Annotated in this window: 27 protein-coding genes; 12 read left to right on the forward strand and 15 right to left on the reverse strand. The window is 55.5% G+C overall.

Translation table 11 applies throughout. The features are described 5' to 3' along the window. Positions 1–7: 7 nt before the first annotated feature. A complete protein-coding gene (locus N6V40_RS04780) occupies positions 8–328 on the reverse strand; it encodes a heavy-metal-associated domain-containing protein (RefSeq protein ID WP_131089327.1) in 321 nt (106 codons plus the stop codon). 57 nt (positions 329–385) lie between these two features. Further along, positions 386–715 carry a metal-sensitive transcriptional regulator gene (locus N6V40_RS04785; RefSeq protein WP_131089326.1) on the reverse strand — a complete coding sequence of 110 codons (330 nt, stop codon included), beginning with the start codon at positions 713–715 and terminating at the stop codon, positions 386–388. A 96-nt stretch (positions 716–811) separates the two neighbouring features. On the opposite strand from N6V40_RS04785, the gene N6V40_RS04790 reads away from it, so the two are divergent. Further along, positions 812–1,954 (forward strand): lipid II:glycine glycyltransferase FemX, encoded by a 1,143-nt coding sequence (locus N6V40_RS04790; protein ID WP_262199200.1) that lies wholly within the window; start codon positions 812–814, stop codon positions 1,952–1,954. Between the two features lie 14 nt (positions 1,955–1,968). Next, complete coding sequence (locus N6V40_RS04795; RefSeq protein WP_262199201.1) at positions 1,969–3,243, forward strand: carboxylate--amine ligase; 1,275 nt, start codon at positions 1,969–1,971, stop codon at positions 3,241–3,243. 34 nt (positions 3,244–3,277) lie between these two features. Here the strand turns inward: N6V40_RS04795 and N6V40_RS04800 are convergent, their stop codons facing one another. Then, positions 3,278–4,645 carry a DUF4232 domain-containing protein gene (locus N6V40_RS04800; protein WP_262199202.1) on the reverse strand — a complete coding sequence of 456 codons (1,368 nt, stop codon included), beginning with the start codon at positions 4,643–4,645 and terminating at the stop codon, positions 3,278–3,280. Between the two features lie 83 nt (positions 4,646–4,728). Between N6V40_RS04800 and N6V40_RS04805 the strand changes: the two genes are divergently transcribed. Then, a complete protein-coding gene (locus tag N6V40_RS04805) occupies positions 4,729–5,187 on the forward strand; it encodes a GatB/YqeY domain-containing protein (protein WP_262199203.1) in 459 nt (152 codons plus the stop codon). A 156-nt stretch (positions 5,188–5,343) separates the two neighbouring features. Here N6V40_RS04805 and N6V40_RS04810 read toward each other — a convergent pair whose 3' ends face one another. From N6V40_RS04810 to N6V40_RS04820, 3 genes are all read right to left on the reverse strand, one after another. Further along, positions 5,344–6,111, reverse strand: coding sequence for a DUF2786 domain-containing protein (locus N6V40_RS04810; RefSeq protein ID WP_262199204.1), 768 nt, complete (start codon positions 6,109–6,111; stop codon positions 5,344–5,346). 414 nt (positions 6,112–6,525) lie between these two features. Then, positions 6,526–7,194, reverse strand: a complete 669-nt coding sequence (locus N6V40_RS04815) for an IclR family transcriptional regulator (protein ID WP_262199205.1) — start codon at positions 7,192–7,194, stop codon at positions 6,526–6,528. Between the two features lie 188 nt (positions 7,195–7,382). Next, positions 7,383–9,080, reverse strand: coding sequence for a purine-cytosine permease family protein (locus N6V40_RS04820; RefSeq protein WP_262199206.1), 1,698 nt, complete (start codon positions 9,078–9,080; stop codon positions 7,383–7,385). Between the two features lie 273 nt (positions 9,081–9,353). Here N6V40_RS04820 and N6V40_RS04825 point away from each other — a divergent pair, with 273 nt between their 5' ends. Continuing rightward, complete coding sequence (locus N6V40_RS04825; RefSeq protein ID WP_262199207.1) at positions 9,354–11,249, forward strand: FAD-dependent monooxygenase; 1,896 nt, start codon at positions 9,354–9,356, stop codon at positions 11,247–11,249. 87 nt (positions 11,250–11,336) lie between these two features. Here N6V40_RS04825 and N6V40_RS04830 read toward each other — a convergent pair whose 3' ends face one another. Both N6V40_RS04830 and N6V40_RS04835 read right to left on the reverse strand, forming a co-directional pair. Continuing rightward, positions 11,337–11,957, reverse strand: a complete 621-nt coding sequence (locus N6V40_RS04830) for an RES family NAD+ phosphorylase (protein ID WP_315973771.1) — start codon at positions 11,955–11,957, stop codon at positions 11,337–11,339. Beyond that, complete coding sequence (locus tag N6V40_RS04835) at positions 11,951–12,721, reverse strand: hypothetical protein (RefSeq protein ID WP_262199209.1); 771 nt, start codon at positions 12,719–12,721, stop codon at positions 11,951–11,953. The genes N6V40_RS04830 and N6V40_RS04835 overlap by 7 nt, the downstream gene beginning before the upstream one ends. A 487-nt stretch (positions 12,722–13,208) precedes the next feature. Between N6V40_RS04835 and N6V40_RS04840 the strand changes: the two genes are divergently transcribed. The 3 genes from N6V40_RS04840 (at position 13,209) to N6V40_RS04850 (ending at position 15,664) form a co-directional block, all read left to right on the forward strand. Further along, a complete protein-coding gene (locus N6V40_RS04840) occupies positions 13,209–13,886 on the forward strand; it encodes an Abi family protein (RefSeq protein ID WP_262199210.1) in 678 nt (225 codons plus the stop codon). A 210-nt stretch (positions 13,887–14,096) separates the two neighbouring features. Then, a complete protein-coding gene (locus N6V40_RS04845; protein WP_262199211.1) occupies positions 14,097–14,756 on the forward strand; it encodes an AAA family ATPase in 660 nt (219 codons plus the stop codon). 80 nt (positions 14,757–14,836) lie between these two features. Then, a complete protein-coding gene (locus N6V40_RS04850; protein WP_262199212.1) occupies positions 14,837–15,664 on the forward strand; it encodes a PspA/IM30 family protein in 828 nt (275 codons plus the stop codon). A 73-nt stretch (positions 15,665–15,737) separates the two neighbouring features. Here N6V40_RS04850 and N6V40_RS04855 read toward each other — a convergent pair whose 3' ends face one another. The 3 genes from N6V40_RS04855 to N6V40_RS04865 are packed head-to-tail and all read right to left on the reverse strand — an operon-like array spanning position 15,738 to position 18,549. Then, positions 15,738–16,601: a DUF4097 family beta strand repeat-containing protein gene (locus N6V40_RS04855; RefSeq protein ID WP_262199214.1), complete on the reverse strand. Its 864-nt coding sequence runs from the start codon at positions 16,599–16,601 to the stop codon at positions 15,738–15,740. Further along, complete coding sequence (locus tag N6V40_RS04860; RefSeq protein ID WP_262199216.1) at positions 16,598–17,287, reverse strand: response regulator transcription factor; 690 nt, start codon at positions 17,285–17,287, stop codon at positions 16,598–16,600. Before N6V40_RS04860 ends, N6V40_RS04855 begins: the two co-directional genes overlap by 4 nt. Then, on the reverse strand, positions 17,275–18,549 hold the full coding sequence (locus tag N6V40_RS04865) for a sensor histidine kinase (RefSeq protein ID WP_262199219.1): 1,275 nt from the start codon (positions 18,547–18,549) through the stop codon (positions 17,275–17,277). Before N6V40_RS04865 ends, N6V40_RS04860 begins: the two co-directional genes overlap by 13 nt. A 235-nt stretch (positions 18,550–18,784) precedes the next feature. Here N6V40_RS04865 and N6V40_RS04870 point away from each other — a divergent pair, with 235 nt between their 5' ends. Next, on the forward strand, positions 18,785–19,609 hold the full coding sequence (locus N6V40_RS04870; RefSeq protein WP_262199220.1) for an SGNH/GDSL hydrolase family protein: 825 nt from the start codon (positions 18,785–18,787) through the stop codon (positions 19,607–19,609). Between the two features lie 4 nt (positions 19,610–19,613). Here N6V40_RS04870 and N6V40_RS04875 read toward each other — a convergent pair whose 3' ends face one another. Both N6V40_RS04875 and N6V40_RS04880 read right to left on the reverse strand, forming a co-directional pair. Continuing rightward, positions 19,614–20,036 (reverse strand): VOC family protein, encoded by a 423-nt coding sequence (locus N6V40_RS04875; protein WP_131089308.1) that lies wholly within the window; start codon positions 20,034–20,036, stop codon positions 19,614–19,616. 203 nt (positions 20,037–20,239) lie between these two features. After that, the gene (locus N6V40_RS04880; protein WP_131089307.1) at positions 20,240–20,662 is read right to left on the reverse strand and encodes an acyl-CoA thioesterase; all 423 of its coding nucleotides are present in this window, start codon (positions 20,660–20,662) and stop codon (positions 20,240–20,242) included. A 208-nt stretch (positions 20,663–20,870) separates the two neighbouring features. On the opposite strand from N6V40_RS04880, the gene glsA reads away from it, so the two are divergent. Continuing rightward, positions 20,871–21,899: a glutaminase A gene (gene glsA / locus N6V40_RS04885; protein WP_131089843.1), complete on the forward strand. Its 1,029-nt coding sequence runs from the start codon at positions 20,871–20,873 to the stop codon at positions 21,897–21,899. Positions 21,900–21,901: 2 nt separating this feature from the next. Here the strand turns inward: glsA and N6V40_RS04890 are convergent, their stop codons facing one another. After that, positions 21,902–22,507, reverse strand: a complete 606-nt coding sequence (locus N6V40_RS04890; RefSeq protein ID WP_131089306.1) for a TetR/AcrR family transcriptional regulator — start codon at positions 22,505–22,507, stop codon at positions 21,902–21,904. 143 nt (positions 22,508–22,650) lie between these two features. On the opposite strand from N6V40_RS04890, the gene N6V40_RS04895 reads away from it, so the two are divergent. After that, a complete protein-coding gene (locus tag N6V40_RS04895; RefSeq protein WP_262199221.1) occupies positions 22,651–23,628 on the forward strand; it encodes a nitrilase-related carbon-nitrogen hydrolase in 978 nt (325 codons plus the stop codon). After that, positions 23,621–24,643 carry an agmatine deiminase family protein gene (locus tag N6V40_RS04900; RefSeq protein ID WP_262199222.1) on the forward strand — a complete coding sequence of 341 codons (1,023 nt, stop codon included), beginning with the start codon at positions 23,621–23,623 and terminating at the stop codon, positions 24,641–24,643. Before N6V40_RS04895 ends, N6V40_RS04900 begins: the two co-directional genes overlap by 8 nt. Positions 24,644–24,654: 11 nt before the next feature. Here N6V40_RS04900 and N6V40_RS04905 read toward each other — a convergent pair whose 3' ends face one another. Continuing rightward, positions 24,655–25,827, reverse strand: a complete 1,173-nt coding sequence (locus tag N6V40_RS04905) for an FAD-dependent oxidoreductase (RefSeq protein ID WP_131089303.1) — start codon at positions 25,825–25,827, stop codon at positions 24,655–24,657. 106 nt (positions 25,828–25,933) lie between these two features. On the opposite strand from N6V40_RS04905, the gene N6V40_RS04910 reads away from it, so the two are divergent. Next, a complete protein-coding gene (locus N6V40_RS04910; RefSeq protein ID WP_262199223.1) occupies positions 25,934–26,677 on the forward strand; it encodes a sulfite exporter TauE/SafE family protein in 744 nt (247 codons plus the stop codon). Positions 26,678–26,695: the final 18 nt, after the last annotated feature.

Here is a 26,695-nt window from a genome sequence, read left to right on the forward strand (position 1 = left end):
CGGGTGGCTAGGCGTTGATTGCTTCGAGGGTGTAACCGGCCTCGTCGATCGCTTCGCGCAGGCTTGCTTCGCTCAGCTGCTGCGTTGCGGTGACGGTGGCCGTGGAGATGCCCTTGGCATCGAGTACGACGTCGACGTTTTGTACGCCGGAAAGTTCCTTGAGTTCTTCGGTGACCGAGGCGACGCAGTGGCCGCACGTCATGCCGGAGATCTTCAGTTCCGTTTGGATGTTTAGGGGAGTTGCCTGATCACGAGTGGTGATCTGTAGGCCCTGGGAGGTCTTCGAGTTGTTCTCATTGGAGCATCCGCAGTTGCATTCGTGGCTCATGATCTTGCTCTCTTTCGATGAATTTTGTGTGAATCGGAAATCTAGGCGAAAAAACGCTTAGCGGACCAGCCTCGATATTGCGGCGGTGGCCTCAGAGATTTTCTCCTGCACAATGCTCGGGTCCCCGGTTTCCAGCGAAGACTTCGCAGCATCAACCACACAATGGCCGATGTGGTCATCGATCAGCTGCACGCTGACCTTGTGTAATGCTGCGTTGATCGCCGAAATCTGGGTCAAGATATCGATGCAGTATTTGTCTTCATCAACCATCTTGGCCACTCCGCGAACTTGGCCTTCAATACGTTTCAGTCGGCGTTCCAGCGCGGCTTTATCCGCGTGGTAGCCATGATGTTGTGCATGCTCATCAACGCTCTGCGTGGTTTCCATACTCCTAGAATACCCCTATGGGGTATTAAGTCAAGTACCCCCTAGGGGTATTCAACCTCCCTACTTAAGTCCACGAAGCACGATAAGATTTCACCCGTGAGCCACAACGACCTGCACGTGCGTCCGATTACCAGCGCCGAACACTCAGTTTTCCTTGAGACCGCCCTCGACGTCAGCTTTTTGCAGCGTCCAGAATGGGCCCGAGTCAAGGGCGGCTGGCGTGGTGAATCCATCGGCTGGTTTGACCAAGACGAACTGGTAGGCACCGCGCTAGTACTGCACCGCGCTGCCCCAGTCATCAAGAAGACCCTGGCCTATGTGCCGGATGGTCCAGTGATTGACTTCCAGGCGCACCCAGCCGAAAAGGTCATCCGCCCGCTGGCTGCGTACCTGCGCAACCGTGGTGCCTTCCAGCTGAAGATGGGCCCAGGCCGCGAAGTACGCACCTGGGCAGCCGGCGCTGTACGCAAAAACCTTGGCAAGGAAGGCTTCGCCCAACTTTCTGACCTAGAGCTGAAAAGCTCGTCGGCCCAGGCACTGGCCTTGAACGACGCCCTGCTAGACCTGGGGTTCACCAAGGAAGACGTCGGCCTAGACTTCGGCGCAGGCCAGCCCGAATACGTCGCTCGGGTAGCACTGCAGGATGAAAATGGCACCCAGCTGGACGTTGAGCAGGTGATGGCCAGCTACTCCGCGACCACCCGCAACGAAACTCGTAAGGCGCTCAAGAGCACCTTGGAAGTTGAAGTGGGAGACACCGCGGACATGGCTCGATTCCATGCCCTGTACAACACCACCGCAGACCGCCAAGACTTCACCGGCCGTCCACTGAGCTACTTCGAGACCATGCACAAGGTGCTCAACGAAGCCGTTCCAGGTTCTTGCACTCTGTACATCGCGAGTAATGAAGGCGTGGATTTGGCCGCCTCCATTGTGATCCGCTCTTCTAACCTGGCGTGGTACCTGTACGGTGCCTCCTCCAATGAGCAGCGCAAACTCTTTGCCCCTAAGGCGATCATGAACCGCATGGTGGAAGACTCCATCGCTGCCGGTTGCCGCTACCTTGACCAGGGTGGCGTGAGTGCAACCTTGGATAAGGAACACCACCTCTCGGGTCTGACCAAGTTCAAAACCAATACCGGCTGTGACATCGTGCAGACCAACGGCGAATGGGACCTAGCGCTGAACAAGCCGCTGGCCTGGGCCTTCGAAAAGTACATGAACTGGCGCAAGAAGTAGGGAAAACAGTACTCATGGCAATCGAAGAAACCCAGCCATTCGTCCCCGTCATTCTCGGCGGCGACATTGGCACCTACACCCTGGCGCGCGAATTTTATGAAGCCTACGGCGTTCGCTCGGTAGTCCTGCCCGCAGCAGGCAACGGTGTTATCGAGCATTCGGTAGCCATCGAACTGCGCCCCATCGGCTCCATGGCTGATGAAGACCGCGTTGTGGCAGCACTGATCGGGTTGGCTGCAGAGCTGACCGCAAACTCTGCACGCCCACTGATGCTCTTTGGCTCGTTGGACTTCCACATCATGCTCATTGCCAAGCACCGTGAGCAGCTCGAAGCACACTTCGTGATTCCCTACCCAGAGCGGGAGATCATTGAAGCGGCCGCGCTGAAGGAGAACTTCTACGCGCTGGCAGAAAAGTTTGAGATCGCGCACCCACGCACCGCCGTGTACTACCCTGCCAATGACCTTGAACTCATGGCCAAGGAGTTCACCTATCCGATGATCGGTAAGCCATCAAGCTCCGCGGATTGGATCGCCGCGAAGTTCGAGGGCAAACAGAAAATCCACACCATCAATAACCGTGATGATCTGGAAAGTCTGTTATCCAAGATTGACGCCAGTGGTTACACCTCCGGCTACGTCCTGCAGGAATATGTGCCTGGCGGGGACGACGCTATGCGTTTGTGCACCTACTTCGCTACCAAGGAAGGCAAGGTCATCTTTGCTGGTTATGGGGAAGTCGTCATTGAAGAACACGCCCCGCTGGTACTGGGCAATTCCGCGGCAATCGTCACCGGTCAAAATGATCAGATGGCCGCCGATGGTGCGCGCATGCTTGAAGAACTCGGATGGCGCGGTATCGCAATGATTGATGCGAAGTTTGATCGCCGAGATAACACGGTGAAATTCTTCGAGATCAACCCACGCTTGGGCCGCAACCACTTCTATCTGACCGCTGCTGGGGTGAACCCGGCCCGTTTCTACGTCACCGAATTCTTGGGTCCTGAATTTGATAGCGGTGACCCACAAACCGATGCAGTCATGGAAACGCCTGCTGGCGTGCTGCAGTTGCGTCGTGAGCACCTGTTCACCGTCCTGCCACACCACCTGCTGGGACGTTTCTTGGGCAGTGCAACCGGGAAGAAGGCAGCTGCCCTGCTCAAAGCTGGCAAGGTATCCAACCCGTTGAAATTCGCTGCAGAGAAGCACCCACGCCGTAAGGCTTACCTAGTGCTCAATGCGATTAACCACTACCGCAAGTACAAGAAGTTCCCGCCGCGCGAGCAGTAGTCTGCGCAGTTCGGTACCCCTAGATGGCTGGCCGCTAACCGGAAGAATCCGGTAGCGCCCAGCCATCTAGTGCTTGAACCCACGGGCTCTGGCTGACTTCGCCGCCGTCTAGAATGTCCAAGCTAGTTGCTGATTGTTCATACATACTGGCAAGCTCGGTGGCGCTAAAACCTGAAGCTGCGCTGATGCGCAACCTCGTAGTTTGATCCGGGTCGTTGGCCGTGGACATGGCCTTCCACTGCAAGGCAGACAAGATGCTTTCACCAGCAGGAATCACAGCGCGCTGAGATTGAATGTGTGGCATCTTAGTTAGCGTGACGTCCTGCTGTGGCTCACCGTCAGCGTTGAGAAATTGAATCTGCGGATAGCCATTAACTGCGCAGGCACCGCCAGAAATGTTCTTGGCGTATACGGCCATGTAGCGTGAACCTGTTGCTGCATCGGGAGAGCCGAGGCTTAGGGCAAGATCTTTGTCAGTGCAGATTTGAGCGGCAGCATCCTGCGGCCAAGGCATCACAGCTTCAGGCAACCGCGCAGGCCTAGCAATCAGGGATTCAGGAATTTTGTCTCCAAGCCAACCTTGGATGATGTCGGCAAAACCGGGGCTGGATAAGGTGAATGCCATCGGTTCTTTGAGAGGCTCATGCTCGGTCAGCCACTTCTTGATCTGAGCGGTTTCCTTCGAATCAGCAGCAGTTTTGGTATGCACCGAAAGCCCAGACGAATCCATGATTGCCGATTCCACGGGTCCAAGGCCTGCAGCTTCAATAGCTAAAGCAAGCTGGGCAATATCAAACCCTGTGGTGGGCGCATACCGAATGGAACCATCGGCTAGTTCTAAGGTAATTGGAGCACCCTGGTTCGAAGCGTAGTCTGCCAAGGCCGTCAGCACTTGAGTATTTTCGGCGGTCGCGGAATTCTGGCCGACTTTTTGTGCGCCGAGCTGATGTAGCGCAAAGCCCCGTGCGACTTGAGCCTTGGCCTCTGAACTATCCGAGACGTCCAACGGATATAACTTGAAGTCAGGAATCGATGATTCTTGGGGTTCTCCAGCGACAAAACGCAATGAGCTTTGTACCAACGGGCGAGAAGCGATGAAGCTTTGGACTTGTGCCGAAACAGCGGAAGCGAGTTCGCCGGCCTGCGCACTGTCAAGATCTTCAGCTAGCTCAACGGTCCAACGGACCGTTGAGCGGTCGCCATCTTTGGCGTCAACGGCAGTAACTTCATAGTCCACAGCGGTTGCTTCGACGCCATCCTTTTCTTCAAGCTGGGAAGCTAAAGCGCAGAATTCATCGGGAGCATGACAACTATCTAGCAGCTTCCATGGTTTGGTGATCACGATGAGCGCCACTACGAGGATGAGGGCCGCGACTATCGCGCCAGCACGCAGTGGTTTCATGAAGTCACCATACCAAGAAGCAAAAATGCGGTGGCTTAAAGCGAGTAGAGTTTCAAGCACACGTACTTTGAAAGCGAGTCCCCATGAGTTTGAAAGATCGCCTGCGCGAAGACAGCATCGTCCACCTGAAAGCAGGCAACGAGCTGGAGAAGACCACCCTACGCAATATCCTCAGCGCTATCGGCACTCGTGAGAAGTCAGGGAAGAACCCTAGCGAACTGAACGATCAGGACGTAGAGAATCTGTTGCGCAAGGAAGTTGGCAACCGCGAGGAAACCGCCGAACTGGCTGCCAAAGACGGTCGCGCCGAGCTAGCCGAACGTGAACTGGCAGAGGCAGCATTCATTTCTACCTACCTGCCAAAGCTGCTTGATGAAGCCGAAGCTCAGAGCATCGTTGACAGGGTGATGGCAGAACTGTCTGCTGATCACGAGTTGACCATGAAGGATATGGGACAGGCCATGAAACTGGTCGGTGCCGAGATCGCTGGCCGCTTTGACGGCAAGGCTGTATCGCAGATGGTTCGCGCCAAGCTCGGCTAGTAACGCCGAGAAGTAGTGATCAGGGTCGTTCTTCGGAACGGCCCTCTGTCATATCTTCCGTTGCGTAGGGCTAACGACGGCAGGGAACGGGTAGAAGAAATTGCCACTTAGAAAATCTAACTCGGAATTTTGGGGCAATATTTCCAGTAAAAGACCTTAGCTAGCTACTTCTCCCGCGGGCCCGTTGGACTCAACATCTTTGCCAAAGCCAAGATCCGCACGACTTCCCGCGACCCGGCCGGCCAGGGCAGCGTTCAAACTACCGGAGGCCGCGCGATTACGGCTGCGACGCAAGGATGGATATTTTTCGCTGACAAATTCGTCAACCTGTTCCTTACGACTAACGAGCACAAGTTCGGTACCACTGCCGCTGTGTTCGCTTTCCTCTTGGTAGAGCCCGCGAATGCGCTCAGCAACTTGCAGATAAAAACTTCGCTGGAATTCACGGCGCTCAATGACCTTTTCAGAATCGGTTCGATCCCAAGCGATGTGTCTGCCTTCTTCACTCCACCAGTGACTCATCGCGAGGCTTGCCTGAATGACTAATGAGGAGAACAAGTTTTTCACGGTACTGACGTCTGACTCGTGACCAATGATGTACAAACGACAGAAGTTCGAATAGTTCGTTTGCAGCAGTGTCACGGTGCGGAAAGCATGCCCGACGGTAGCTAGCCCGTCGCGTTGTCCTAAGCGGTAGGTACCTCTCATATCGAAGCGTTCTTCAATGATCGGTTCTTTTTTCTTGTCCGGGCCGGTGGCCATCGCATCAAGTTCTGCGCGGCCAATACCGTAACGAACCATGAGGCGCTCAGCATGCTCTTGGAAGGTCTGGGCTTCAGCGGGGAAGTTGGTGTTTTCAGCCTTATTAAGCAGTAACGCGATGCGTTCTTTGAGTCGCTGAAGCTTGTGTTCAGAGGTGCTCATGACGCCTTCTTTCCGGGCTTTGCTTCGGGCAACGAAGCAAGTTTTGTGGGTTCATTGCCCCAGTGTGGCAGGAGAGTGAAAATACTGCTTGACGGGCTGTGGGTAACTGTTTGGCAACGACTCTAGCCGGTAGTGATATCCGCGCGTAGAGTGAAGGCACCAAGCAGGTCCAGCATGCCCCGCGACCCTGGTTCGGGGCCATTTGAGAAGAGGTTCTGATGGGTGATTTTCGGACGTACACCATGGAAGAGCGGGGCACTTACTTAGCTCCTTCCTGCCAACGTTGTGGACAGCATCGCCACATCGTGTGGGAAAAAGTTGAAGGCACCGAAACCTACAGGCCACGTGATGCTGGATGCTCCAATGAGGCCTGCACTGCCTAGGTGCAGATGAATCAACCCATCACTCAGGTGCTTAGTTCAACCGAATCCCCAACGCCTGTGAAATGCGTTCGGAAGCGTTGGTGAGCACCTGGGCGATGTGCTTCTCATCCAACTCTAGTGGCGGATAGATGACCGCGATGGCTGCCGGTTTATTCTGCGGCAACAACAGCGGAACCGCAATGGAGGTCAGGCCCGGGATAACTTCGTCGTGACTGGATTCAAAGTCCCTTGCTGGATACTGTTCTGGGTTCAGTTGCGAACGGATCACTCGGCCAGGTGCACCATTATCAATGGGGTGACGAGTGCCGGGGCGTTGAGCCACCGTGGCATCGGCCATCCGGGGTTCCGCGGTACTCAAGGTGACAGCAGCTTCACCATCAAAGACCACCAGTATGGCGGTCATGCGCAGTTCATCTGAAACCGTGGCCAAGTGCGGCGCCGCTGCGGACTGCAACGACTTGGCGACATTGCGTGCCAGTGCGCCGAGGCGTGCTCCGAGTTCAAGATCGCCTGAGGCCAAGCGTTCTACAAAGCCGTACTGTTCAAAGGTCTTGACCAGGCGGTAGGCCATGGAGCGGTGGATCCCGAGCTGCGTGGCAAGCTCAGCGACACTCAGTGGCCTCTGCGATTCACCGATGAGGGTCAGCGCTTCGAGTCCGCGGCCCAAAGTTTGGGACCCGCCTTCGGTGGATTTGGTCATAACTTCATCATTTCATCTCGTCCGCGCCTTGAGCGACAAGCTACTTACTCGTCCGAACTATATTTGCTCACAGCCTAGCTCAATGCTTTGGCATGGCTTGCTTTGAACTTAATCAGAAGCCAAAGGCCCGCCCCACCAAAACTTGGTGAGACGGGCCTTATCTGCGAAGCATGACCGAAAGGAAGCTGTTAGCGGATGGGCGGATCGGCTGGCAACAGGTGCTCGCCGGTTCGGTCCGTAGCCAGTGCCAGTGAGGAGATGTACTGCAGTTCTCCGTTCGGACCAGGGACCGCCGAGGCCAGCATGTCTGGACGCTCGAAGCGCAAACCGGTCACGCAGCAGGTGTAGAGCTCATCGCTCGGGTTGCCTTCAGCATCTAGTAGTGGGCTGTTGATACCGTCGTCGCTGCGGCGCAGGTAGTAGCGTCCCTTGGTGACGATGGCCAAAATCGGTGGCAGGAACAAGGCCAGAGCTACGGCTACCAGTGGGCTGAACGGCTGGAGCTCAGGGCCGAGCAGTCCGAAGAAGACCGCGATGGAAGCGATGGCGGAGACCAGCATCGAAACGAAGCCCACCGGATTGACCGCGTAAAGCATGCCACGACGGAATTCTGGCACCTTGGGGGAGAGCTTAAGCAGGTACTTGTTGATCGCAATGTCGCTGGCCACGGTGACCACCCAAGCCATCGCGCAGTTCGCGTAGAAGCCAAGCACGGTATTGAGGAAGTCGAACATATTCGATTCCATCAGGATCAGGGCGATGCCCAGATTCACCAGCACGAAGACCATGCGGCCGGGATAGGTTTTGGTCACGCGGGTAAAGGAGTTGGTCCAGGCCAGTGATCCCGAGTAGGCGTTGGTGACGTTGATCTTGATCTGCGAGATGACCACAAGAACCACGGCCAAGCTCATGGCCAACCAGGCCGGCATCATTTCACGGTAGACACCGAGGAACTGGTGCACCGGCTCGTTCGCGGTAGCCGAGGCCTGCGGATCCAGCGTGGCAATCAGATAGACGGCAATGAACATACCGGTGATCTGTTTGATCGCACCGAAGATGACCCAACCCGGTCCGCCAAGAATGACTGCGGTCCACCATTTGCGTGCGTTTGCTGAAGTTTTTGGTGGCATGAATCGCAGGTAGTCGATCTGTTCTGCGATCTGCGCCATCAGCGAGAGGCAAACACCGGCGGCCAGCATGGCCGAGGCGAAGTTCACGCCCTCGCCGGTGCCCTGTGCGCCGGCGTAGTTCACAAAGGTATCTACGGATTCGGGGTGGCTAGCCACAAGATACACCATGGGTACGACCATCAGGATGAGCCAGAGCGGCGTTGTCCACACCTGTAGTTTGGCCAAAGTCTTCATGCCGTAAATAACCAGCGGGATGACCATAAGCGTTGAAATTGCATAACCCAGCGCCTTAGGGATTCCGAGTCCCAGCTCCAGACCCTGGGCCATGATGGCACCTTCTAAAGCGAAGAAGATAAAGGTAAAGGTCGCGAAGATGACATTGCTGACGATTGAACCGTAGTAGCCGAACCCGGAGTCACGGGTGATCAAATCCAGATCAAGGTTGTAGCGGGCCGCATAGTAGGCCAGCGGGAATCCGGTAACGAAGATGATGACCGCTGCGATGAGCACACCGGTAATTGCGCTCGCCGTTCCGTGGGCCAAAGCGATATTCGCGCCAATGGAGAAGTCCGCGAGGTAAGCGATACCGCCCAGTGCGCTGGTGGCCACTACCGAAGGAACCCATCGACGGTAGGAGCGTGGGGCAAAGCGGAGGGTGTAATCCTCTAAAGATTCCTTGGCCGCGTTCAGTTGGTCTTGCCCGGCAGTAGCGCCGGTGACTACCGATGCCTGCTGTTGTTCATTCGTCGCTGTCATGTTTCTCAGCTTATGGATCTGATGTTTCGCCGATTGCCGTCGTTCTGTGTCCGGCACGTAAATTACGTCCACCCCACGTGAACCCTTGGTTACGTGAGTGACTGCCCAACTCCGTGTGCAGTCTGATTTATGGCTCACGGTTGTTTGCTCAGCAAAGAGGTCAAGGAGCATGGTGTAAGTGGTCGCATGAAGCTACACTTGTTTCTATAGTTAGAACAGTGTCGCAACTATAGAGACAATGACGTTTTGCGGCACAGAACTAGGAGTCGGGTAATGCAGATTCACCACCGGGGATATGTTTCGGGGGATCCACGCGTCAAAAAGGCCGCAGGTTATGGAATCAATCGATCAACAGATATTCCTGATCAAATGGACGTGCTGATTGTTGGCACCGGCCCGGCCGCCTCCGTGGTGACCGCTCAGCTTTCTCGCTTCCCTAGCATCAACGCTCGCGCCATCGAATTACGCCCCGGTCGCCTCGACGTAGGACAGGCCGACGGGATCCAAGCCCGTTCAGTGGAAACATTCCAAGCTTTCGGCTTTGCCAATGAAGTTATTGAAGAGGCCTACCGCAATGTGGAGATGTGCTTCTGGACCCCTGATCCGGAAAATCCAGCGAACATTAAACGTCACTCACGGGCAGCCGATGACGCCAACGGCATTAGCGAATTCCCTCATATCTATGTGAATCAAGCACGCATCCTTGACTACTTCCTGCGTGATGCAGAACGTGCCCCGGGCAAGATCACCCCGGACTACGGTGTGGAATACCTCGGCTGCGAAATCGACCCCAGCGCCGAGTACCCGGTGACCGCGACGATCAAATATGTTTCCGGTGAGCGTGCCGGTGAAGAGCGCACCGTCAAGGCTAAGTACTTGGTTGGTGGCGATGGTGCCCGCAGTCAGGTGCGCCGTTCGCTGGGCCACAAGTTGCATGGCGATTCGGCGTTGCATGCGTGGGGCGTCATGGATGTCATGGTGAATACCGACTTCCCGGACATTCAGGTTAAGTGCTCCATCCAGTCCCATGATGCGGGCAATATTCTTTTGATTCCCCGTGAGGGAGGCTATCTGGTCCGCTTCTACGTTGACCTAGGAGAGCTGAGCGCACAGGACGCTGGAGCCATCCGCAATACCCCGGTGGAAGACATTGTTGCCACCGCCAACCGCATCATCCACCCGTACACCATGGACGTGAAAAACGTCGCGTGGTTCTCTGTCTACGAAGTTGCTCACCGCATCACCGATGGCTTTGACGATGTCTCTGACCAAGAGCGTGGAACCCGTGCTCCGCACGCCTTCATCATGGGCGATGCCTGCCACACCCACTCGGCCAAAGCCGGTCAGGGCATGAACGTGTCCATTCAAGACGGCTTTAACCTCGGCTGGAAACTCGCCGCAGTGCTCGAAGGCCGTGCCCCCGAAGCGCTGCTAGATACCTACGCCGAGGAGCGCAAGGTGATTGCCCAGAATCTTATCGACTTCGATAAGGAATGGTCCTCACTGATGGCCAAGTCGGTAGATGACTGGGAAGACCCGGACGAACTGGAAAAGTACTATCTGAAGACCATGGAATTTCCTGCCGGCTTCATGACCCAGTACACCGAATCAACCATCACAACCGGTGTAGAACACCAGGATCTGGCAGTTGGATTCCCTATAGGTAAGCGCTTCAAATCTGCTGAGGTGATTCGCCGAGCCGATAACCGTTGGCAGCACTTAGGTCACCAGCATGAGGCCGATGGACGCTGGCGCGTTTATGCTTTCGCTGATGCCACAGCTCCTGCGCTTCAAGGCACGGCCATGGCTGACTTCGCCACCTGGTGGGAGGCGGATCTTGCTTCCCCGCGCAACCTCTACACTCCGGTTGATGGAGACCAAGACGCGGTCTTTGACACCAAGGCCATCTACCAGCAGGACTACACCGAGGTTGAACTGCATGATGTGCCTAAGATTTTCCAGCCGTTGAAGGTGCCTTTTGGGCTGCACGACATCAACCAGGTATTTGCTGCCGGACATGGACGCGACATCTTCAGCGAACGGGAAATCAACCGCGATGGTGCCATCGTCGTGGTTCGGCCGGATCAGTATGTCGCAGGCATCTTCCCGCTGGATGCCCGTGAGGAAATCAGCGAGTTCTTCGCCCGGAACATGCTGCCGGTGTCCTGAAGCTGAATTCGATACCTACCAAAGAGTCGTCATGCGCCATTGCGGATGGCGACTTTTTAGGACGAGGGTATCAACAGCTGTAGCTTCCTAAGCCATGAGAAGTTCAACTTCCACGCCTGCGAGGTAATCAACAATTCTGTCGAATCCCGGACCGGCTGCGTAGATACGTCCTTGCTCCGGCACAATATCTAAGTCTCTGTCGGTCACTCTGTCGCCAAAAAAGACGTAAGCGCGATCAGTATTTCTTCGATCGCTCATCCACACCAGTCCGTCAAAACCTGCGGCGTGGGCAGCTTGTGCCCATAAAACTGTGCGGTGATATTCCGAGGACATTGTTCCAGTTACGTGCCTTGCCTCGGTACCAAGTTTCCGCAAACCGTCGCCCATGAAGGACGCCAGTTTCAGGACTCGGGTAGGCGTTATTTGCGCGCAGACCTTGTTCTTGACGTCGTCATACAGCACATACCCTGGCCCCGGCGGCACATCATGCAATATGGTTTCGCAGATTGCGGCCTCTTCGGTTTCTGCCGCATACAGAACGGGGACTAGGGGATCGCCAAAGAAAGCGAAGCGGGTTGGGGACCCCAAACCCGGGTTGAAATCCAAGGGTCCAGTCCTCCGGTTACTGAAAACTCGGTAAAGCTGCAAATTTGGCTGGAGCTCATAAGTCATCGGATCAAATTGATCACCCGGTTCACGATTCACCATTGGACGTCAAAGGCCGGTTTTGCGACCTCCAGAACTCTCTCAGGATCCGAGAATCTATCAACCGGACGGTCTCCGTCGAGATATCCGGTTGGCCGAATGATCCATAACGCCAAGCTCGATTCGCTCCGTCCAGCAGCTTGGGCCAGAGCGATCAGCTCTTCGATCACAGGAAGAATTGCGTGCTCTGACCTGTCGAATTGATAGCCCGGATAGCGCAGCCCCTTAGGACGTTTCACCGCAATCAACTTCCCTTGGGAACGCTGATTTGATGCATAGGAGCGATTAGGCGAATCGGAACCGACAAGATCGGACACCTCTGTGCTGGTGAGTAGACCGAACTCGCTCTCAAGCTCACGCCAAGCCTGTTCGGTTGCAGCGCTCGCGCGGGCCAGCTGCGGTGACACGGATGTTGGTATCTTCGCCAATGCTGGGCCCAACGAGGAAAGGCTTTGCTCCATCTCGACTGCGATACCTACGAACGATGGATCGCTACGATCTTCTATGCCTGCTTTATGGTCTTCATCCTGCAAACGATGATTGTGCCGGACCTTCACGGCTACACCTTCGAAAGCCTCGCTCGCTTTGTTGGTGATGACTGTTCTTTGCTTAACAGTGATCCCACGCAGGCTTTGATCGTCCTGCGCCATTTTCTGATCCAGGGCAGAGCGAAACTCTCCAACTAGCTTTCTAACGCCGGTTGCTTTCGATCGCACGATGGCCTTGGGGGCCCGTCTTTTCGAAACTGATCGCTTTGGGGTGCTCATCGCATCCTCCTGACGGTATGTACATTTACTCTACGCGTCAGGAGCGTCAGCGAGAAGAGTTGGGGCGAGGAACGCAGGGTGAAAGTGCGTGAAACAGACTCGTCTTGTCATACGGGTTGGCATTCTCGGGGCATGAACCCGTTCCTTGATTTCTTGCCGATACGCCACATCGATGAGCATCCCAAAGAGCCCATGGACCGTACCGCTTGGGCGTCCTAGGTCCAGGGCGTGCGCCAGGTCTTGGGATAGCTACTCCCTGAAAGGAATGTCTGAGGAGAATTAAGTACAGGTCCGTGGCGTCAGTTCAAGAGTTCGTTGACAGCATCTACGGCTACTTATGCACACAATTTGAAGCTTGCCCTGATCAAACGGACATAACCCTGAGAGCATGAATTAAAGCAGAACCCCGGCCGTCTGATCGGTCTACCAAAAGACTACAGGGACGGTTCCGGGGTGTTCTCTTCCATTCTAGACGAGGTGGTTATCGATGGGCAACCTACAATCCTGGGACTTTTACGAGTTTCACTTTGGGGCTGCGCGTCTCAAACACTATTTAGCTGAAAGCCATGACGTACAAAGCCAAGCAATGCTCCTTTATGAATGGAACTCCGATATCTCCGCGGCTTTTTGGGGATCGCTGGGCCACCTAGAAGTCGGGCTGAGAAACGCCATTGATCGACAGATGAATTTACGACATGAAGCTAAAGGGCGATCAGGAAATTGGATTTTTGATGATTCCCGAGAGCTAGGACGTAACGCAGGCAGGGGACAGCGAAATCACGCCTATCCATACGCCGATATTGATACAGCAATTTCTCGTGTACGTAGGAACCGTATGCCTATTGACCCAGGACAGGTCATCTCTGAAATCTCGTTCGGGTTTTGGCACCAAATGGTTTCGAAAAGTCAGATGTTCCTGTGGCCGGACCTCGTTGCGGCCTTCCCCTATATGAAAGGACGCAATCAACTGCTAGCCAGCACCAAAGTTGGAGAACTACGCGAGTTGCGAAACAGGATTGGGCATCACCACCGAATCTGGGCCTCAGATCTGGATCAAAAATTTGAGGACCTCGTTGCTCTAGCCGGTTACATACATCCAGATTTCGGGCGTGGGATCAAGGTCGAAAGCCGAGTGCCACTTATTCTGTCGGAGCGGCCCATATAACGCGGGCCGATGTCATGCGGCAGGCCATGCAAGCCCCCAGTACCAACTTTCATTTACTGACAACCAATGTGCAATGGCCCCGTCATACGCAGTCCCAGATCCGACGCCCGGCAACTCGTCCTGTCCTACGGGGCTGATATCCTCTGGGGCATGAACGCGTTCTTTGATTCCTTGCCGATACGCCGAATCTCAGAGCACCCCAAAGAGCCCATGGATCATTCCGATTGGGCGGCTCAAATCCCAGCGGTACAACAAGTCTTGGACGAAGGTCTGGACTTGGGACAGCTGACCGTGTTGGTTGGTGAAAACGGTGCCGGCAAGTCAACCCTGGTTGAAGGCATCGCGGCGGCCTTCGGGCTGAATCCAGAGGGCGGAACTCGCGATTCCATGCACCATACACAAATGACCGAATCAGGGTTATCTTCGCACCTGCAATTAGAACGCGGAGCCGGGGCTTCGAAGGCAGGGGTCTTTTTGCGTGCCGAAACCATGCATGGGCACTTCGCCTATTTGGGTTCCGTCGGCTCGCGCGGCAAGCACAACTTCCAGAGCCATGGTGAATCCTTCATCGAATTCTTCACTCAACGCTCCAGCGTCAACGGGCTCTGGGTTTTTGACGAAGCCGAATCCGCGCTCTCCTTTAACGGCTGCCTGATGTTGCTCTCGCACATTTCCGATCTGCTGCGCAGCGGATCCCAAGTCATTCTCTCCACCCACTCACCCATTCTCGCCTCGCTGCCGCAGGCAAAAATTTACGAAATCGGCCAGTGGGGGATCCGCCCGGCCAGTTATGACGACTTGGAAATGGTCAGTAACTGGCGTTTATTCCTTGATGCACCCGGACGCTACCTGCGCCACTTTGACGCGTAGGTTCATCGAATTGCCCTTCAGTTATTGAGGCAGGCGCTCTTCCCCTAAGCTTTAAGCAAAGGACAACGAAGGGACGCACCATGGCACAGAAGCGCTCAATTTGGGCTCGAATGTTCGGAATCGGCAAAGCCAACGCCAACGCGGCACTGGACGCCCTCGAGGATCCAAAGAAGATGCTGGACCAGACGGTCCGCGACTACACCAACAACATTGCTCAGGCAGAGCAGGCCGTTGCCCAGACCATCGGCAACCTGCGCATGACCGAGGACGACTACGCCAAGCTACAGCAGGAATCCACCGAGTGGGGTTCAAAGGCCGTCGCTGCCTCCAATAAGGCTGATGAATATGCTGCCGCAGGAGATGCGAACAGCCAGCAGAAGTTCAACCAGCTAGCCACCGTTGCTATCCAGCGACAGATGGATGCTGAGAAGAAAGCTACTTCGCTGCAGTCGACCATCGCCACCCAGCGCGACGTCGTAGATAAGCTCAAGACCGGTCTGAACACCATGCAGGCCAAGCGCCAGGAACTGGTGGCCAAGCGCGATGAGCTGGTGGCTCGTGCACGCAATGCCAAGACTCAGAACCAGATGATGGACACCATGAAGGCTTTGGACTTCAACGATCCATCCAGCGAAATCAGCCGTTTTGAGCAGAAGATCCGTCAGGACGAGGCCAAGGTTCGTGGTGCTCAGGAACTCGCAGCTTCGTCGCTTGACGCGCAGTTTGCTCAGCTTGAAGATCTGGGTGCGGCTTCCGAAATTGATGCCCGTTTGGCTGCGCTGAAGTCCAACAACAATCCTCAAGATGTCATCGAGCAGGCACCGGCTGATCCTCAGCTGGAAGCAGCTGCGCCAGATCTTTCAGAGGTTGAAGCACGTTTGGCTGCGCTGAAGAACAAGCAGGCCTAAGCTTTTCTTTAGACACGAACAGCATGGGCTGCAGATGATCAAATCTGCAGCCCATGCTGTTTGTGTTCTCGGATTAGTTATTCCAAGGACCAGGGCCAGAATCCTGTGGATGGAAGGTGGCATTGCCAGCCGAAACATTGACCGAGATCTTATTCGGTGAATCCATATCCGTTGCTAGTTTGTTGCTCACGTCCCCGGCTGAGACATCTTGACGCAGGTCATAGGTGACGTCGGGGAGCTCAAGTTCCAAGGAACCGGCGCTGACTTCAGCGTTGATTTGTTTCGGTGCCTTGCCGGATAGGGTGCCTTGAAGCTGCCCTGCGGAAATATCAAAGTCAGCTTGTTCAACATCCTCTAAGGACACTTCAGCTTCTCCTGCTCCGATCTGCACTTTGGCGTTCTTCGCTGTTCCGGACAAGTCCAAAGAACCTGCACCAACTTCAACCTCGAGATTCTTATAGGAACCGACAGCATCGAGTTCACCGGCGGAGAGCTCAAAGTAGGCATCCATACTTCCATCATTCATGGATTCAGGTAGCGTGAGCACCGCTTTATTTTCATAAGAACTGCAGCCAAAGAAGCACCAGTTACCCCATGAATCCGGAGAATCAACGGATAACTTGTTGCCTTCGCGCTTCAGCTGCCACTCCTGAGAATCCGAGCTATCCACTTCCAACGTAGCTTCTTGGACCTTGGCAAAGTGCAGATCAAAGCGTCCAGAACCGGCACTAATTTCTAAGTTGGTGACACCGGCAATGTCGGCACTCTGTGTGGAGTTTTCACGGCTCAAGGTGGCAAAGGCGCTACGCGCGGAGCTGATCAACAAGGTGAGGATCACCAGCGCACCGATCACAGCGAGGATGATATTCAGTGCTGTGCCGTTGCCGTTGGACGTAGGGGGAATCGGTGGCCTCGTCGTGGTTTGTGTATCAGTCATGATCCGTTCCGATCTGTGTGGTTGCTGCCCAGGTTTTGTATATGTGCCAGGGCGGCCAGCACACGCCGGTTGCCCGTTCCGTCGGCCTCTAAGCCGAGCTTCTGGAAGATGGAGGTGATGTACTTTTCAACGCTGGCTTCCGAGAGGAAAAGCAACGCAGCAATTGCTTGGTTGGATTTTCCCTCGGCCACCGCGGCCAGGACATTGCGTTCCCTATCGGTCAGTCGTTGCATTCGGTCATCATGATTGCGGCGAGTTAATAGCTGAGCGACAACTTCCTGATCCAAAATCGTGCCGCCGGCAGCGATCTGTTCCAACGACGCAATGAACTCACTCACATCAGCCACCCGGTCCTTGAGCAGGTAGCCAATGGCCCCTGACTGAGTGGAAATCAGCTCCGAAGCGTAACGCTCCTCAACGTATTGGGAGAGCACCAGCAACGGCAGATCCGGATAGACTTTGCGCACTTCAAGAGCTGCTCGGATGCCTTCATCGGTGTAGCTTGGCGGCAGCCGAACATCCAAGATGGCGATCTGTGGGAAGTCTTCGGCATCCACCGATTCCAAGAAACTCATTAGCCCGGTGGCGTCGGGCAGATCCACAACCACGCGGTGACCGCTGTGATCCAGCAAGCGCACCAGTCCTTCGCGCAGCAGCACCGAATCCTCACAAATTAGTACGCGCATGGCACGCTCACTTCCACTGTTGTTGGTCCGCCGGCCGGACTTTGCAGAAGCAGGGTTCCACCGGCTGCCAGCACCCGGTTGTTGATTCCATCTAATCCGCCACCGGCAGTGATGTGTGCGGAGCCCACGCCGTTGTCTTCAACTCGCGCCCACAAATGTGGCTGACCGTTGGTTTCGCGCACCCTTACGGTTACTTGGCAGCGTTGGGCTCGTGAGTGTTTGGCCGAGTTGGTCAAGGCCTCAGCGATGGCGAAGTACACGGCTGCTTCTGCCACCCGCGGGTAGCGACCTTCTAACTGCACATCAAGCTGGACCGGAATATGTGAACGTCCGGCCACCGCCGAGAGTGCTGCGTCCAGGCCACGATCATCGAGCACTGAGGCGTAGATGCCTCGGGTCAGTTGGCGTAGCTCGGTGACGGCGGATTTGGTGGAGGCGTTAGCTTCGGCCACCAGCTCCTTAGCCTGTTCGGGGTTGGAATCGATCTGCTGATGCGCCAGCCCCAAGGTCATGGCCACGGAGACCAGTCGTGGTTGGACGCCGTCGTGTAAGTCGCGTTCGATCCTAGTGCGTTCCACTTCGGCAGCACGCACCGCGCCTTCCCGCTGTACCGCGGTGCTGCGTACCCGTTCGGTGAGCGCGGTTTCCCGGGCTAAGGATCCAATGATGCCAACGGTGATGCTGCGGTGCAGGAAAGCTAAGGCGATGACTATGCCTGCGCCGGCGATGGCCAGGAGCATCAGCCATGGGGCCTGGTTTACAGGGGTGTCCACGTTGAACGGTCCGGACACTGTGTCTGTGCCGGTGAGCGGAGCGAAGGAAAGAATCGCGAAGTGCACACTCCACTGCAGAACTCCGAGCATGATGGTGCCGGTGATGCAGGAAAGCACCAAGCTGCCCAGCGCCGCCCACATGCGTGATTCGGAGACCGCCCGGCCCAGCGTACGGACATACCCGCCAAGGCCTGGACCGCGTCGAGCCGGCCAACGCAGTGGCACCGCATCTATTCCGTACAGTCCGCCGATTCGTGAAATTTCAAATCGGGCCACAACGAACATCGCGCCGAGCAAGCCAACAAGTACAAGCAGGCCAATACCGAGCAGTGGAATGAGCCCAATTCCTAGGGCCAGCCAGGTAACCAGCAGGCAAAGCCCGATGACACCGAAAGTGCCCATCACTGCTAGATGTAGCAGCGTGAAGCCTAATCTCAGTGGTGGGCGGGAGCGCGTAGTTCCCGGGGAAGACAGTGATGTCGAAGTCATAATTCAACAGTAGATTGCGCAGATCAGCGCCGATACACAGGGAACCATACAAGTTCATTATGGAAAACCCGAAGTATTTGGCTTCAGCGACTTGGTAGCCAGCCGGATGTCGGGACTGAACATGTGCAAGGAGTTTTTGACTGCGTGCTGATTCCAGCATTTACCCGGTGTTCAACTCGAATCTGATCGCCATGCACATTGACCCAATAGCGTCTTTAGTATGGGACGGCTATTTATGGCGCTAGGTGATTCCTTCACCGAAGGAGTAGGGGACTGGGAGCCTCGGTTACCTAACGGGGTGCGCGGCTGGGCGGACCGAGTGGCCAAACAGCTGTCTAAAGCGGATCCGCAGTGGCAATACATGAACCTGGGGATTCGCAGCCGCCGACTTGAACAAATCATTGAAGAACAGATCCCTGTGGCCCTTGAGCTCAAGCCGGACGTGATCACTTTTTACGCTGGCGGAAACGACATCTTAGAGTTCCGCAAAGACATGAGATTTTTCCTTGAACGATATTCGCAGGCAGTGGATGACCTAGTCTCCACCGGTGCCAAAGTACTGTTGTTCACCGGATTTGATATCCCAGTACATCCGGTGCTGGCACCGTTTAAACGTCGCAACTGGCGGTTTAATGACTGCGTGCGTACGTTGGCGCAAAAGTATCCGGAGAGTGTCGTGCTGGTGGATTACTGGCAATGGGATGCCTACCGAGACCGGCGCATGTGGGATATCGACAAGCTGCATATGAATCGTGCGGGCCATCGTTATATGGCCATCCGAATTCTTGAGATTTTAGAGTCTGAGCACCAGTTGGAATTTGATCCGCTGGCACATGCCGAGCGCGCGGGATTCTGGCAGGCCACCCAGCGGGACGTGGAGTGGTTGCGACAATGGGTGCTACCAATGTTTGGTCGACGGATGCGCGGAGTGACGTTGGGGGACGAGCTTGCACCACGTTGGCCAGAACCCATGTACCCGGCCAAGGGCATGAAAAAACAATTCCGCAAGCGCCGCGCCTCGTTCGTGGCGCAGCCTTTGCGGAATTCAGAAGTTTCTTGAGTACTTAGCCTGCTGGAGCTTCCATGGCTTCAGGGCTCATCCAAGCAATTTCCCACACGTGTCCGTCAGGGTCCTGAACTGCTGCCTGATACATGCCCGGGAATGGTTCGCTGGCTGGACGGTAGGTCTTGCCGCCGCCGGCCTGAGCGCGGGAGACAAAATCATCCACGCCTTCACGAGTCTCGGCGGTCAGGGAATTGAGTGCTTCGCGGAATCCTGAATCCAGTCCTGGCTTATCGCCATTGACTAGGAAAGTAGCGAAGAATTCTTGCTTCAAGCTCATCACAAAGATGTTTTCATCGATAACCCACGAGGTTGCATGATCATCGGAGAAGGTGGGGTTCTTGGTGAATCCAAGCGCTTCGTAGAACTTGTCTGCTGCGGCCAGATCTGCGGTTGGCAGATTGACGAAAATCATTTGTCCCATGGTGATGCTCGCTTGTCTCTATGCGGGTGATATCTAACGGCAAGATCTACTTTGCGGGATGCTGTCAGCTAGATCAAGTGCTTTGCCTCAACTGCCATGGACAAAGCACAAGACCTCGACCCGAACACATTAGATGTGTTCGTGATCGAGGTCTTGGAAGCACCCTGAATGCAGTGTGGGCTTAGGGTCTTTGGTACTGAAAGTTAGATGAGCGCAGTGGTGATTTCCAGCGGGATGCGATCCCGGGTGTAGGTGATGTGGTCGAAGCCGTGTGGCTGTGGCTTACCGTCTTCACCGATATTCACAAACACGATCTTTTCGATGGTCAGGATTGATTCCTGAGTGAAGATGTTGCGTACTTCTGCACGCAAGGTGATCGAGGTGCGACCGAAGTCGATGGCCGTGAGGCCCATTTCAATGAGGTCGCCTTCCTTAGCCGAAGCAATGAAGTTGATCTCGGACATGAACTTGGTGACAACATGCTTGTTGCCCAGCTGGATGATGGAGTAGATCGCCGCTTCTTCATCAATCCATCGCAAGAGGCTACCGCCGAATAGCGTGCCGTTTGCATTCAGATCTTCTGGGCGAACCCACTTACGCGTATGAAAAGTAATACCCTTAGCCATACTCAAAATGCTAAGTCAGATACGGGTCATTGCGCTGTTATGTGGTCCACACTGTCGCCGAAAACACATAGCCTTACCGTGGAACCGGGCCTTGTGCTAGCGATAGCGTTCTTTAGGTTGCGACTTTTGGTGCCAATAGGCAGAGCTGTTGGTAGTCTCAAGTCAGATAGGCATGATTAGGCATTTTTAGAAGCAGAGGCAGGTGGCATTGAACTATCCTTCGGAAGGCAATAACGAGACCATTCCTACGGATTTTGACGACGTAGTTCAGCAGGTATCTACCGGTGCGCTGAAAAATGACCAAATCGACAAACTGCTCAAAGAAGCCCATGAACGTTACGCAGATGTAGATGAAGGCCTGCTGGCGCACTACATTCCGATTCTCGGACAAGCGGACCCAGGACTCTTCGGTATCGCTATGTCGCACGTGGGTGGCTCGATGCACTCGGTGGGCGACTGCGCTCACCCATTCTCCATTCAGTCGATTTCTAAGATGTTCGTTTACGCGCTGGTCCTTCAGGAACATGGGCGCGAAACGGTTCGCGAACGCATTGGCGTGAACAACACCGGAATGTCCTTCAACTCGGTGATGGCTGTTGAACTCAATAATGGGCACCCAATGAATCCGATGGTTAATGCTGGCGCAATTGCCACCACCTCGTTGATTCCGGGAAAGACGGCAGCCAAAAAGTGGGAGAACGTGCAGGAAGGTCTCTCCGCTTTTGTTGGTCACTCGCTGAGCTTGGATGACGAGGTGTATCACTCCGAGTCCTTGGCCAATGAGCGCAACAAGGCTTTGGGACGTCTGCTCAAAAGCTATGGTCGGCTAGAGGATGACCCGTTCGACGCCGTGGATGTTTACACAAAGCAGTGCTCACTGAACGTCACGGCACATGACCTAGCCATCATGGGCGCAACCCTGGCCGATGGCGGGGTGAATCCGGTGACCGGCAAACGAGTGGTGGATGCCGATGTTTGCCGCGATACCTTGGCTGCGGTGGCATCCAACGGACTATATGAGCGCTCCGGTGAATGGCTCTTTGAAATTGGTTTGCCAGCAAAGTCTGGTGTTTCCGGTGGCATCGTTGCAGTGGCCCCGGGTAAGGGTGCTATTTGCTCGTTCTCACCACCTCTAGATATGGCGGGAAACTCGGTGCGAGCTCAGTTGGCTATCGGTCAGCTTTCGCGTGCCATGGGTTTGAACCTCTTCGCTTCTGCGCCCAGCCTACTGCGCTGAACTCAAGCAAGTGAGCTCTGAAGACCGTCCAAGATGATGTCCAAGCCGAGTCGGAACGTTTCCACGGAGCGGTCCTGAACATCTTGGCCTGAGTCCAAGGCTTGCCTGAAGGCGGTGGAGACCTCGGTGTCGGCAACCCAGACTTCACTCGGGGCTGCCGCGTCGAGGGCTGAGCCCAGGACGAAGGAATCAATAATGGTGATCGCTTGCAACCGCTGTTTTGGTTCAAAACCGGCAGCTGCGAGGGCTTCGGCCAAGGCATCGTAAACACGCAGTGTGGTGCTATCGCGCACCGTATAGCTGGTCATCAACGGGATGAGCCTCGGGTGCTTTGAATACGAAGCCCAGTACTCGATGGCGATTCCTTGAACGGTGTCTTGCCATGAAGAATTCTCTAGGTCAGGCAGCTTGATGGCAGACATCGCTTGGCCACGCATCAACTCAATGATTTCATCGCGACCCTGAACGTGGTTGTACAGCGAGGAAGCGGAAACCGACAAAGCCTTGGCTAACTGGGGCAGGGTGAAATCTCCGTGGGCATCCACTAATTTCAGGGCTGCCTTAGCGATGGCGTCGGTGCTCAGCTTGGGTTGTGATGGCCGGGCCATACTCACTCCTGTAGGTGGAAATCTCTTGACATGAGCATACACAAAATAAACGAAAAGCATTCGTTAAACCTCTTGCTTTCACCCCGCGGAAGCATCTACGCTATAAAACGAATCACATTCGTTTAAAACCGTGAAGGTGAACCATGCAAGAAATTCTGGCCCTAGAACCACCGGTGTCCCCGGCCCGCGCCGAAGAAGCCACCCGAGGCACACTGACCGTAGCGTTGGTCCAGCACCGCTGGCATGAAAACCCGGCAGACGCCGAAGCCGAACTAGAAGAAGGCATCAAATCGGCAGCCAAGCACGGCGCCAAAATTGTCTTCCTTCCCGAGCTCACTTTGAGCAAGTACCCGGCTTTTGAAATCCCGGATGGCAACGCAGCGGACGCAACGGCGGAAGATCTGCTCACCGGCAGGACCTTTAGCTTCGCGAAGAAAATGGCCGCGATCTACCAGCTGCAGGTTCACATTTCACTGTTCCGCAAGGCCCCAGAGGCCGACGGTTTAGGACTGAACACCGCCATTATTGTTTCTCCGGAAGGTGAGCTGGTGGCAGCGACTAACAAGCTGCACATTCCGCGCACCGCTGGCTACTACGAGGACAGGTACTTCCGCGAAGGACCCAACGAAGATCCCTATCCGGTACACCGTATTCCAGCCCTAGGGGATGTGGCCATGGGCCTGCCCACTTGCTGGGATGAATGGTTCAGTGAGCCACCACGCATCTACTCGCTGGCCGGTGCGGATCTGCTTGCCTACCCAACGGCTATCGGCTCGGAGCCAGATCACCCGGACTTTGATACCGAACCACTGTGGCGTCAGACCATTGTTGGCAATGGCATTGCCAATGGTCTGTTCATGGTGGTCCCTAACCGGTGGGGAGATGAAGGAGCATTAACCTTCTACGGTTCTTCCTTCATTTCTGATCCCTACGGACGCATCCTGGCCCGCGCACCACGCGATGAATCTGCGGTACTGGTCGCTACGCTAGATCTTGACGCGCGCCGAGACTGGCTGACGCTCTTCCCATTCCTACGTACCCGCCGGCCAGAAACGTACGCAGCGCTTCGTGAAGCGCGCGAAGAGACTGGTTTGGGAGAACGGAGCAGCAGCAATGTCTGAGTTTTTCATGCCTGCAGAAACCGAAGCCCATGATCGAATCTTCATGGCCTTCCCTGCCAGTGGCTACACGCTTGGGGATACCGAAGAAGAAGCAGAAGCGGCGCGATCCACCTGGAGTCAGGTAGCCCGGGCCATCACCAAGTTCACCCCGGTGACCATGGTGGTGGATCCTTCGAGCGAAGCCGACGCGCGCCGCCACCTAGGGGACTCGGTCAGCTATTCGTTCCATGAACTAAACGATGCATGGATGCGCGATATCGGACCAACCTTTGTGCGCACCGCACACAATGAACTGGCCGCCGTGAACTGGAACTTCAACGGCTGGGGTGCCCAAAGCTGGGCGAGCTGGGACAAAGACCAACTCATCGCAGACCACCTGGCGCAGCTAACAGAACTGCCCGTTGCCCGCGCGAACATCACTAATGAAGGCGGCGGAATCCACGTTGATGGTGAAGGCACCATCTTGGCTACCCGCAGTGTGCAGCTTGATCCAGGACGAAATCCTGAGGCCAGTGAAGTGCAGATCGAGGAGGAATTCGCCCGGTTACTGGGCACCTCAAAGGTGATCTGGTTGGACCGGGGATTGACGCGCGACAATCAGGAGTTTGGTACTCGCGGGCACGTGGATATTGTGGCCTGCTTTGCCGCCCCAGGCGTGGTGCTCTACCACGATCAGCAGAACCCAGAACATCCAGATTTCCTGATTTCCCAAGAGGTGCGCACACGTCTTGAAGAATCAACGGATGCCAAAGGCCGAAAGCTCAAGCTCATTGCCGTGCCCGCACCCACGGCGCTGCGCGACGACGAAGGGTGGGTGGATTACTCCTATATCAACCATCTCGTGACCAACGGTGGAGTCATCGCTTGTGCCTTTGATGATCCCAATGATGCGCAAGCAGCAAAGATCCTGGCCGAAGCGTATGAAGGCCGGGAAGTAGTCAGCGTAGATGCACGCGAACTATTCGCCCGCGGTGGTGGCATCCACTGCATCACCCAGCAGCTGCCACGCAGTTAGAGGATATCTAGTTAGCTGATCCCCAGCGCGCGCCGACGTTCTAAGAACAATGGCTCGCGCTGGGTCCGGCTGGCTGAGAACAATTCTTCTGTGCCGCGACTGCCCAAGGCCAGTTGGGCGAGGTACTCGCCGATAGCCGGAACAAATTTGAATCCGTGACCACTGAAGCCCGCACCGATGGTGATCGGTCCAAGACGATCCAAGATGAAATTCTCGTCATCAGTATTGGAATAGGTGCAGGAAATCGATTCATAGATTTCCGAATCCACCCCAGGTAGCCAGCGCTGAGCGTAGTCTTGCAATCCGCGGATCTGTTCCTCGATGACCTGATGTTCACGGTGGTTAGGATCGGTCAGTCGCCCGGAGCCATGCCAACCGACCTTGATCCCCAGTCCCGGAGTATGCATGCCGTACACGGGACCGAAGACCGGGGAACCAATATCCCGCGTGCCGTCCAAAATATGGTTAAAGCCGGGGAACTTGGCCTCGGAGGAACGCAATGCGAAGTGCACGGGATGCTCTTCGGTGACGTGGATGGCTGGCAAATCATGCTGACCCAGTAGCTGATGGGTCCAAGCTCCAGCGGTGACGATCAAATGTTTGGCAAACACAGTGCGCTCGCCGGACTCATCACGAACGCGCACCGCTACCTGTTCGTCGTTGATCACCTCGATGCCTACGACTGGGTGCTCATGCTGGATTCTTGCGCCGGCCTCGGCCGCCAATCGCTGCATTGCGGCCACGGCGGCATCAGCGTTGATCTGCCCGCCCGCTGGAATGTGCAGCACTTCGGTTTCAAACTTCATGCCACTAAAGCGTTCTTGAGCCTCATCGATGCTCAACAGTTCGCTAGCAAAACCTGCACCGGCCAGTACCTCATGCATGTGCCGTTGTTCCGCGACAACGCCGTGGTTGACCAGCCCGGTACGAGTCAGCAGTGGGGTGTTTGCCTGAGCCGAGATGTCATCCCAGAGGATATTGGCTCGCTGTAGCAGTCGCAGGTACTCGGACCGTGCGTAAGCAGGATTAAAGTTGCGGGTGCTGCCATGGGAAGCGCCCTGCTGATGCCCCGGTTCAAAGCGCTCAAGTAACAACACTTCGTGCCCGCTCTGCGCCAAAGATAACGCAGTTGCTGAGCCCATGGCCCCGCCGCCGATGATCAAAAATTCTACGTTGTTGCTCACGTTTAAAGCTTAAAACCTTAGTCAGTGCCTAGCTGCGCAATGAGTCGTATTCTCGCTGGGCTAACGTAATAGTCAGGACATCCAAAGACACAGAGGAAGAGTGGGTTTGAGCGGGGAATTAGCAACGGTGCTTTTGCTGGTAGCAGCAGTATTCCTTGGAGCCTCCACTCAGCGCATCTCCGGAATGGGCTTCGCCATGGTGGCCTCCCCATTCCTGGTCTTGCTACTCGGACCGCATGCAGGAATTACCTTGGTCAACCTGCTCGGAGCGTGTAGTAGCCTGATGATTTTTGTTCAGGTCTTCCGAAAGGTGCAATATAAAAAGGTTGCACTGATCTTGATTCCGGCAATGCTCATGACCATTCCCGGTGCCTGGGTAGCAGCCCGAGTTCAGGGTCCGTGGTTATCCATTGGCATTGCTCTGATGGTGCTTTTGGCACTGGGTTCTAGCTTTATGATCCGCAACCTTCCCGCGGCCCAAGGCAAGTCACTGGCTATTGGCGCCGGCGCAGTCTCTGGATTCATGTCGGTGACCGCCGGAGTCTCGGGTCCTGCCATTGCCGGCTACGCGGTGGCCAGTCGTTGGCCACAACGCCAATTCGCTGTCTCGGTGCAGCTGTATTTCCTGGTGCTCTCGTGCACCTCCTTGGTAGCTAAAGGCGGACTGCCACATTTACCCGCTGGTCAGTGGATCGGTTGTTTCACTGCCATGCTGATAGGCATCTTGCTGGGTAATTATTTGGCACCAAAGATCCCGTCCAAATACAGTCGCGCATTTGTTGTGCTGATTGCCTTTGCCGGTGCGCTGAGTCTGATGGTTGAAGGAATCACCGCGCTCGCAGCTCGCTGATGGCTAGCGGTGCCACGA

It is taken from the genome of Glutamicibacter sp. M10, assembly GCF_025452055.1.
Lineage (GTDB): Bacteria > Actinomycetota > Actinomycetes > Actinomycetales > Micrococcaceae > Glutamicibacter.

Bases quoted from the DNA above. Each gene is read 5' to 3' on its own strand.
- N6V40_RS04780 (WP_131089327.1), bottom strand. From the start codon at position 328: ATGAGCCACGAATGCAACTGCGGATGCTCCAATGAGAACAACTCGAAG.
- N6V40_RS04785 (WP_131089326.1), bottom strand. From the start codon at position 715: ATGGAAACCACGCAGAGCGTTGATGAGCATGCACAACATCATGGCTAC.
- N6V40_RS04795 (WP_262199201.1), top strand. From the start codon at position 1,969: ATGGCAATCGAAGAAACCCAGCCATTCGTCCCCGTCATTCTCGGCGGC.
- N6V40_RS04800 (WP_262199202.1), bottom strand. From the start codon at position 4,645: ATGAAACCACTGCGTGCTGGCGCGATAGTCGCGGCCCTCATCCTCGTA.
- N6V40_RS04805 (WP_262199203.1), top strand. From the start codon at position 4,729: ATGAGTTTGAAAGATCGCCTGCGCGAAGACAGCATCGTCCACCTGAAA.
- N6V40_RS04810 (WP_262199204.1), bottom strand. From the start codon at position 6,111: ATGAGCACCTCTGAACACAAGCTTCAGCGACTCAAAGAACGCATCGCG.
- N6V40_RS04815 (WP_262199205.1), bottom strand. From the start codon at position 7,194: ATGACCAAATCCACCGAAGGCGGGTCCCAAACTTTGGGCCGCGGACTC.
- N6V40_RS04820 (WP_262199206.1), bottom strand. From the start codon at position 9,080: ATGACAGCGACGAATGAACAACAGCAGGCATCGGTAGTCACCGGCGCT.
- N6V40_RS04825 (WP_262199207.1), top strand. From the start codon at position 9,354: ATGCAGATTCACCACCGGGGATATGTTTCGGGGGATCCACGCGTCAAA.
- N6V40_RS04830 (WP_315973771.1), bottom strand. From the start codon at position 11,957: ATGGTGAATCGTGAACCGGGTGATCAATTTGATCCGATGACTTATGAG.
- N6V40_RS04835 (WP_262199209.1), bottom strand. From the start codon at position 12,721: ATGAGCACCCCAAAGCGATCAGTTTCGAAAAGACGGGCCCCCAAGGCC.
- N6V40_RS04840 (WP_262199210.1), top strand. From the start codon at position 13,209: ATGGGCAACCTACAATCCTGGGACTTTTACGAGTTTCACTTTGGGGCT.
- N6V40_RS04845 (WP_262199211.1), top strand. From the start codon at position 14,097: ATGGATCATTCCGATTGGGCGGCTCAAATCCCAGCGGTACAACAAGTC.
- N6V40_RS04850 (WP_262199212.1), top strand. From the start codon at position 14,837: ATGGCACAGAAGCGCTCAATTTGGGCTCGAATGTTCGGAATCGGCAAA.
- N6V40_RS04855 (WP_262199214.1), bottom strand. From the start codon at position 16,601: ATGACTGATACACAAACCACGACGAGGCCACCGATTCCCCCTACGTCC.
- N6V40_RS04860 (WP_262199216.1), bottom strand. From the start codon at position 17,287: ATGCGCGTACTAATTTGTGAGGATTCGGTGCTGCTGCGCGAAGGACTG.
- N6V40_RS04865 (WP_262199219.1), bottom strand. From the start codon at position 18,549: ATGACTTCGACATCACTGTCTTCCCCGGGAACTACGCGCTCCCGCCCA.
- N6V40_RS04870 (WP_262199220.1), top strand. From the start codon at position 18,785: ATGGCGCTAGGTGATTCCTTCACCGAAGGAGTAGGGGACTGGGAGCCT.
- N6V40_RS04875 (WP_131089308.1), bottom strand. From the start codon at position 20,036: ATGGGACAAATGATTTTCGTCAATCTGCCAACCGCAGATCTGGCCGCA.
- N6V40_RS04880 (WP_131089307.1), bottom strand. From the start codon at position 20,662: ATGGCTAAGGGTATTACTTTTCATACGCGTAAGTGGGTTCGCCCAGAA.
- N6V40_RS04890 (WP_131089306.1), bottom strand. From the start codon at position 22,507: ATGGCCCGGCCATCACAACCCAAGCTGAGCACCGACGCCATCGCTAAG.
- N6V40_RS04895 (WP_262199221.1), top strand. From the start codon at position 22,651: ATGCAAGAAATTCTGGCCCTAGAACCACCGGTGTCCCCGGCCCGCGCC.
- N6V40_RS04900 (WP_262199222.1), top strand. From the start codon at position 23,621: ATGTCTGAGTTTTTCATGCCTGCAGAAACCGAAGCCCATGATCGAATC.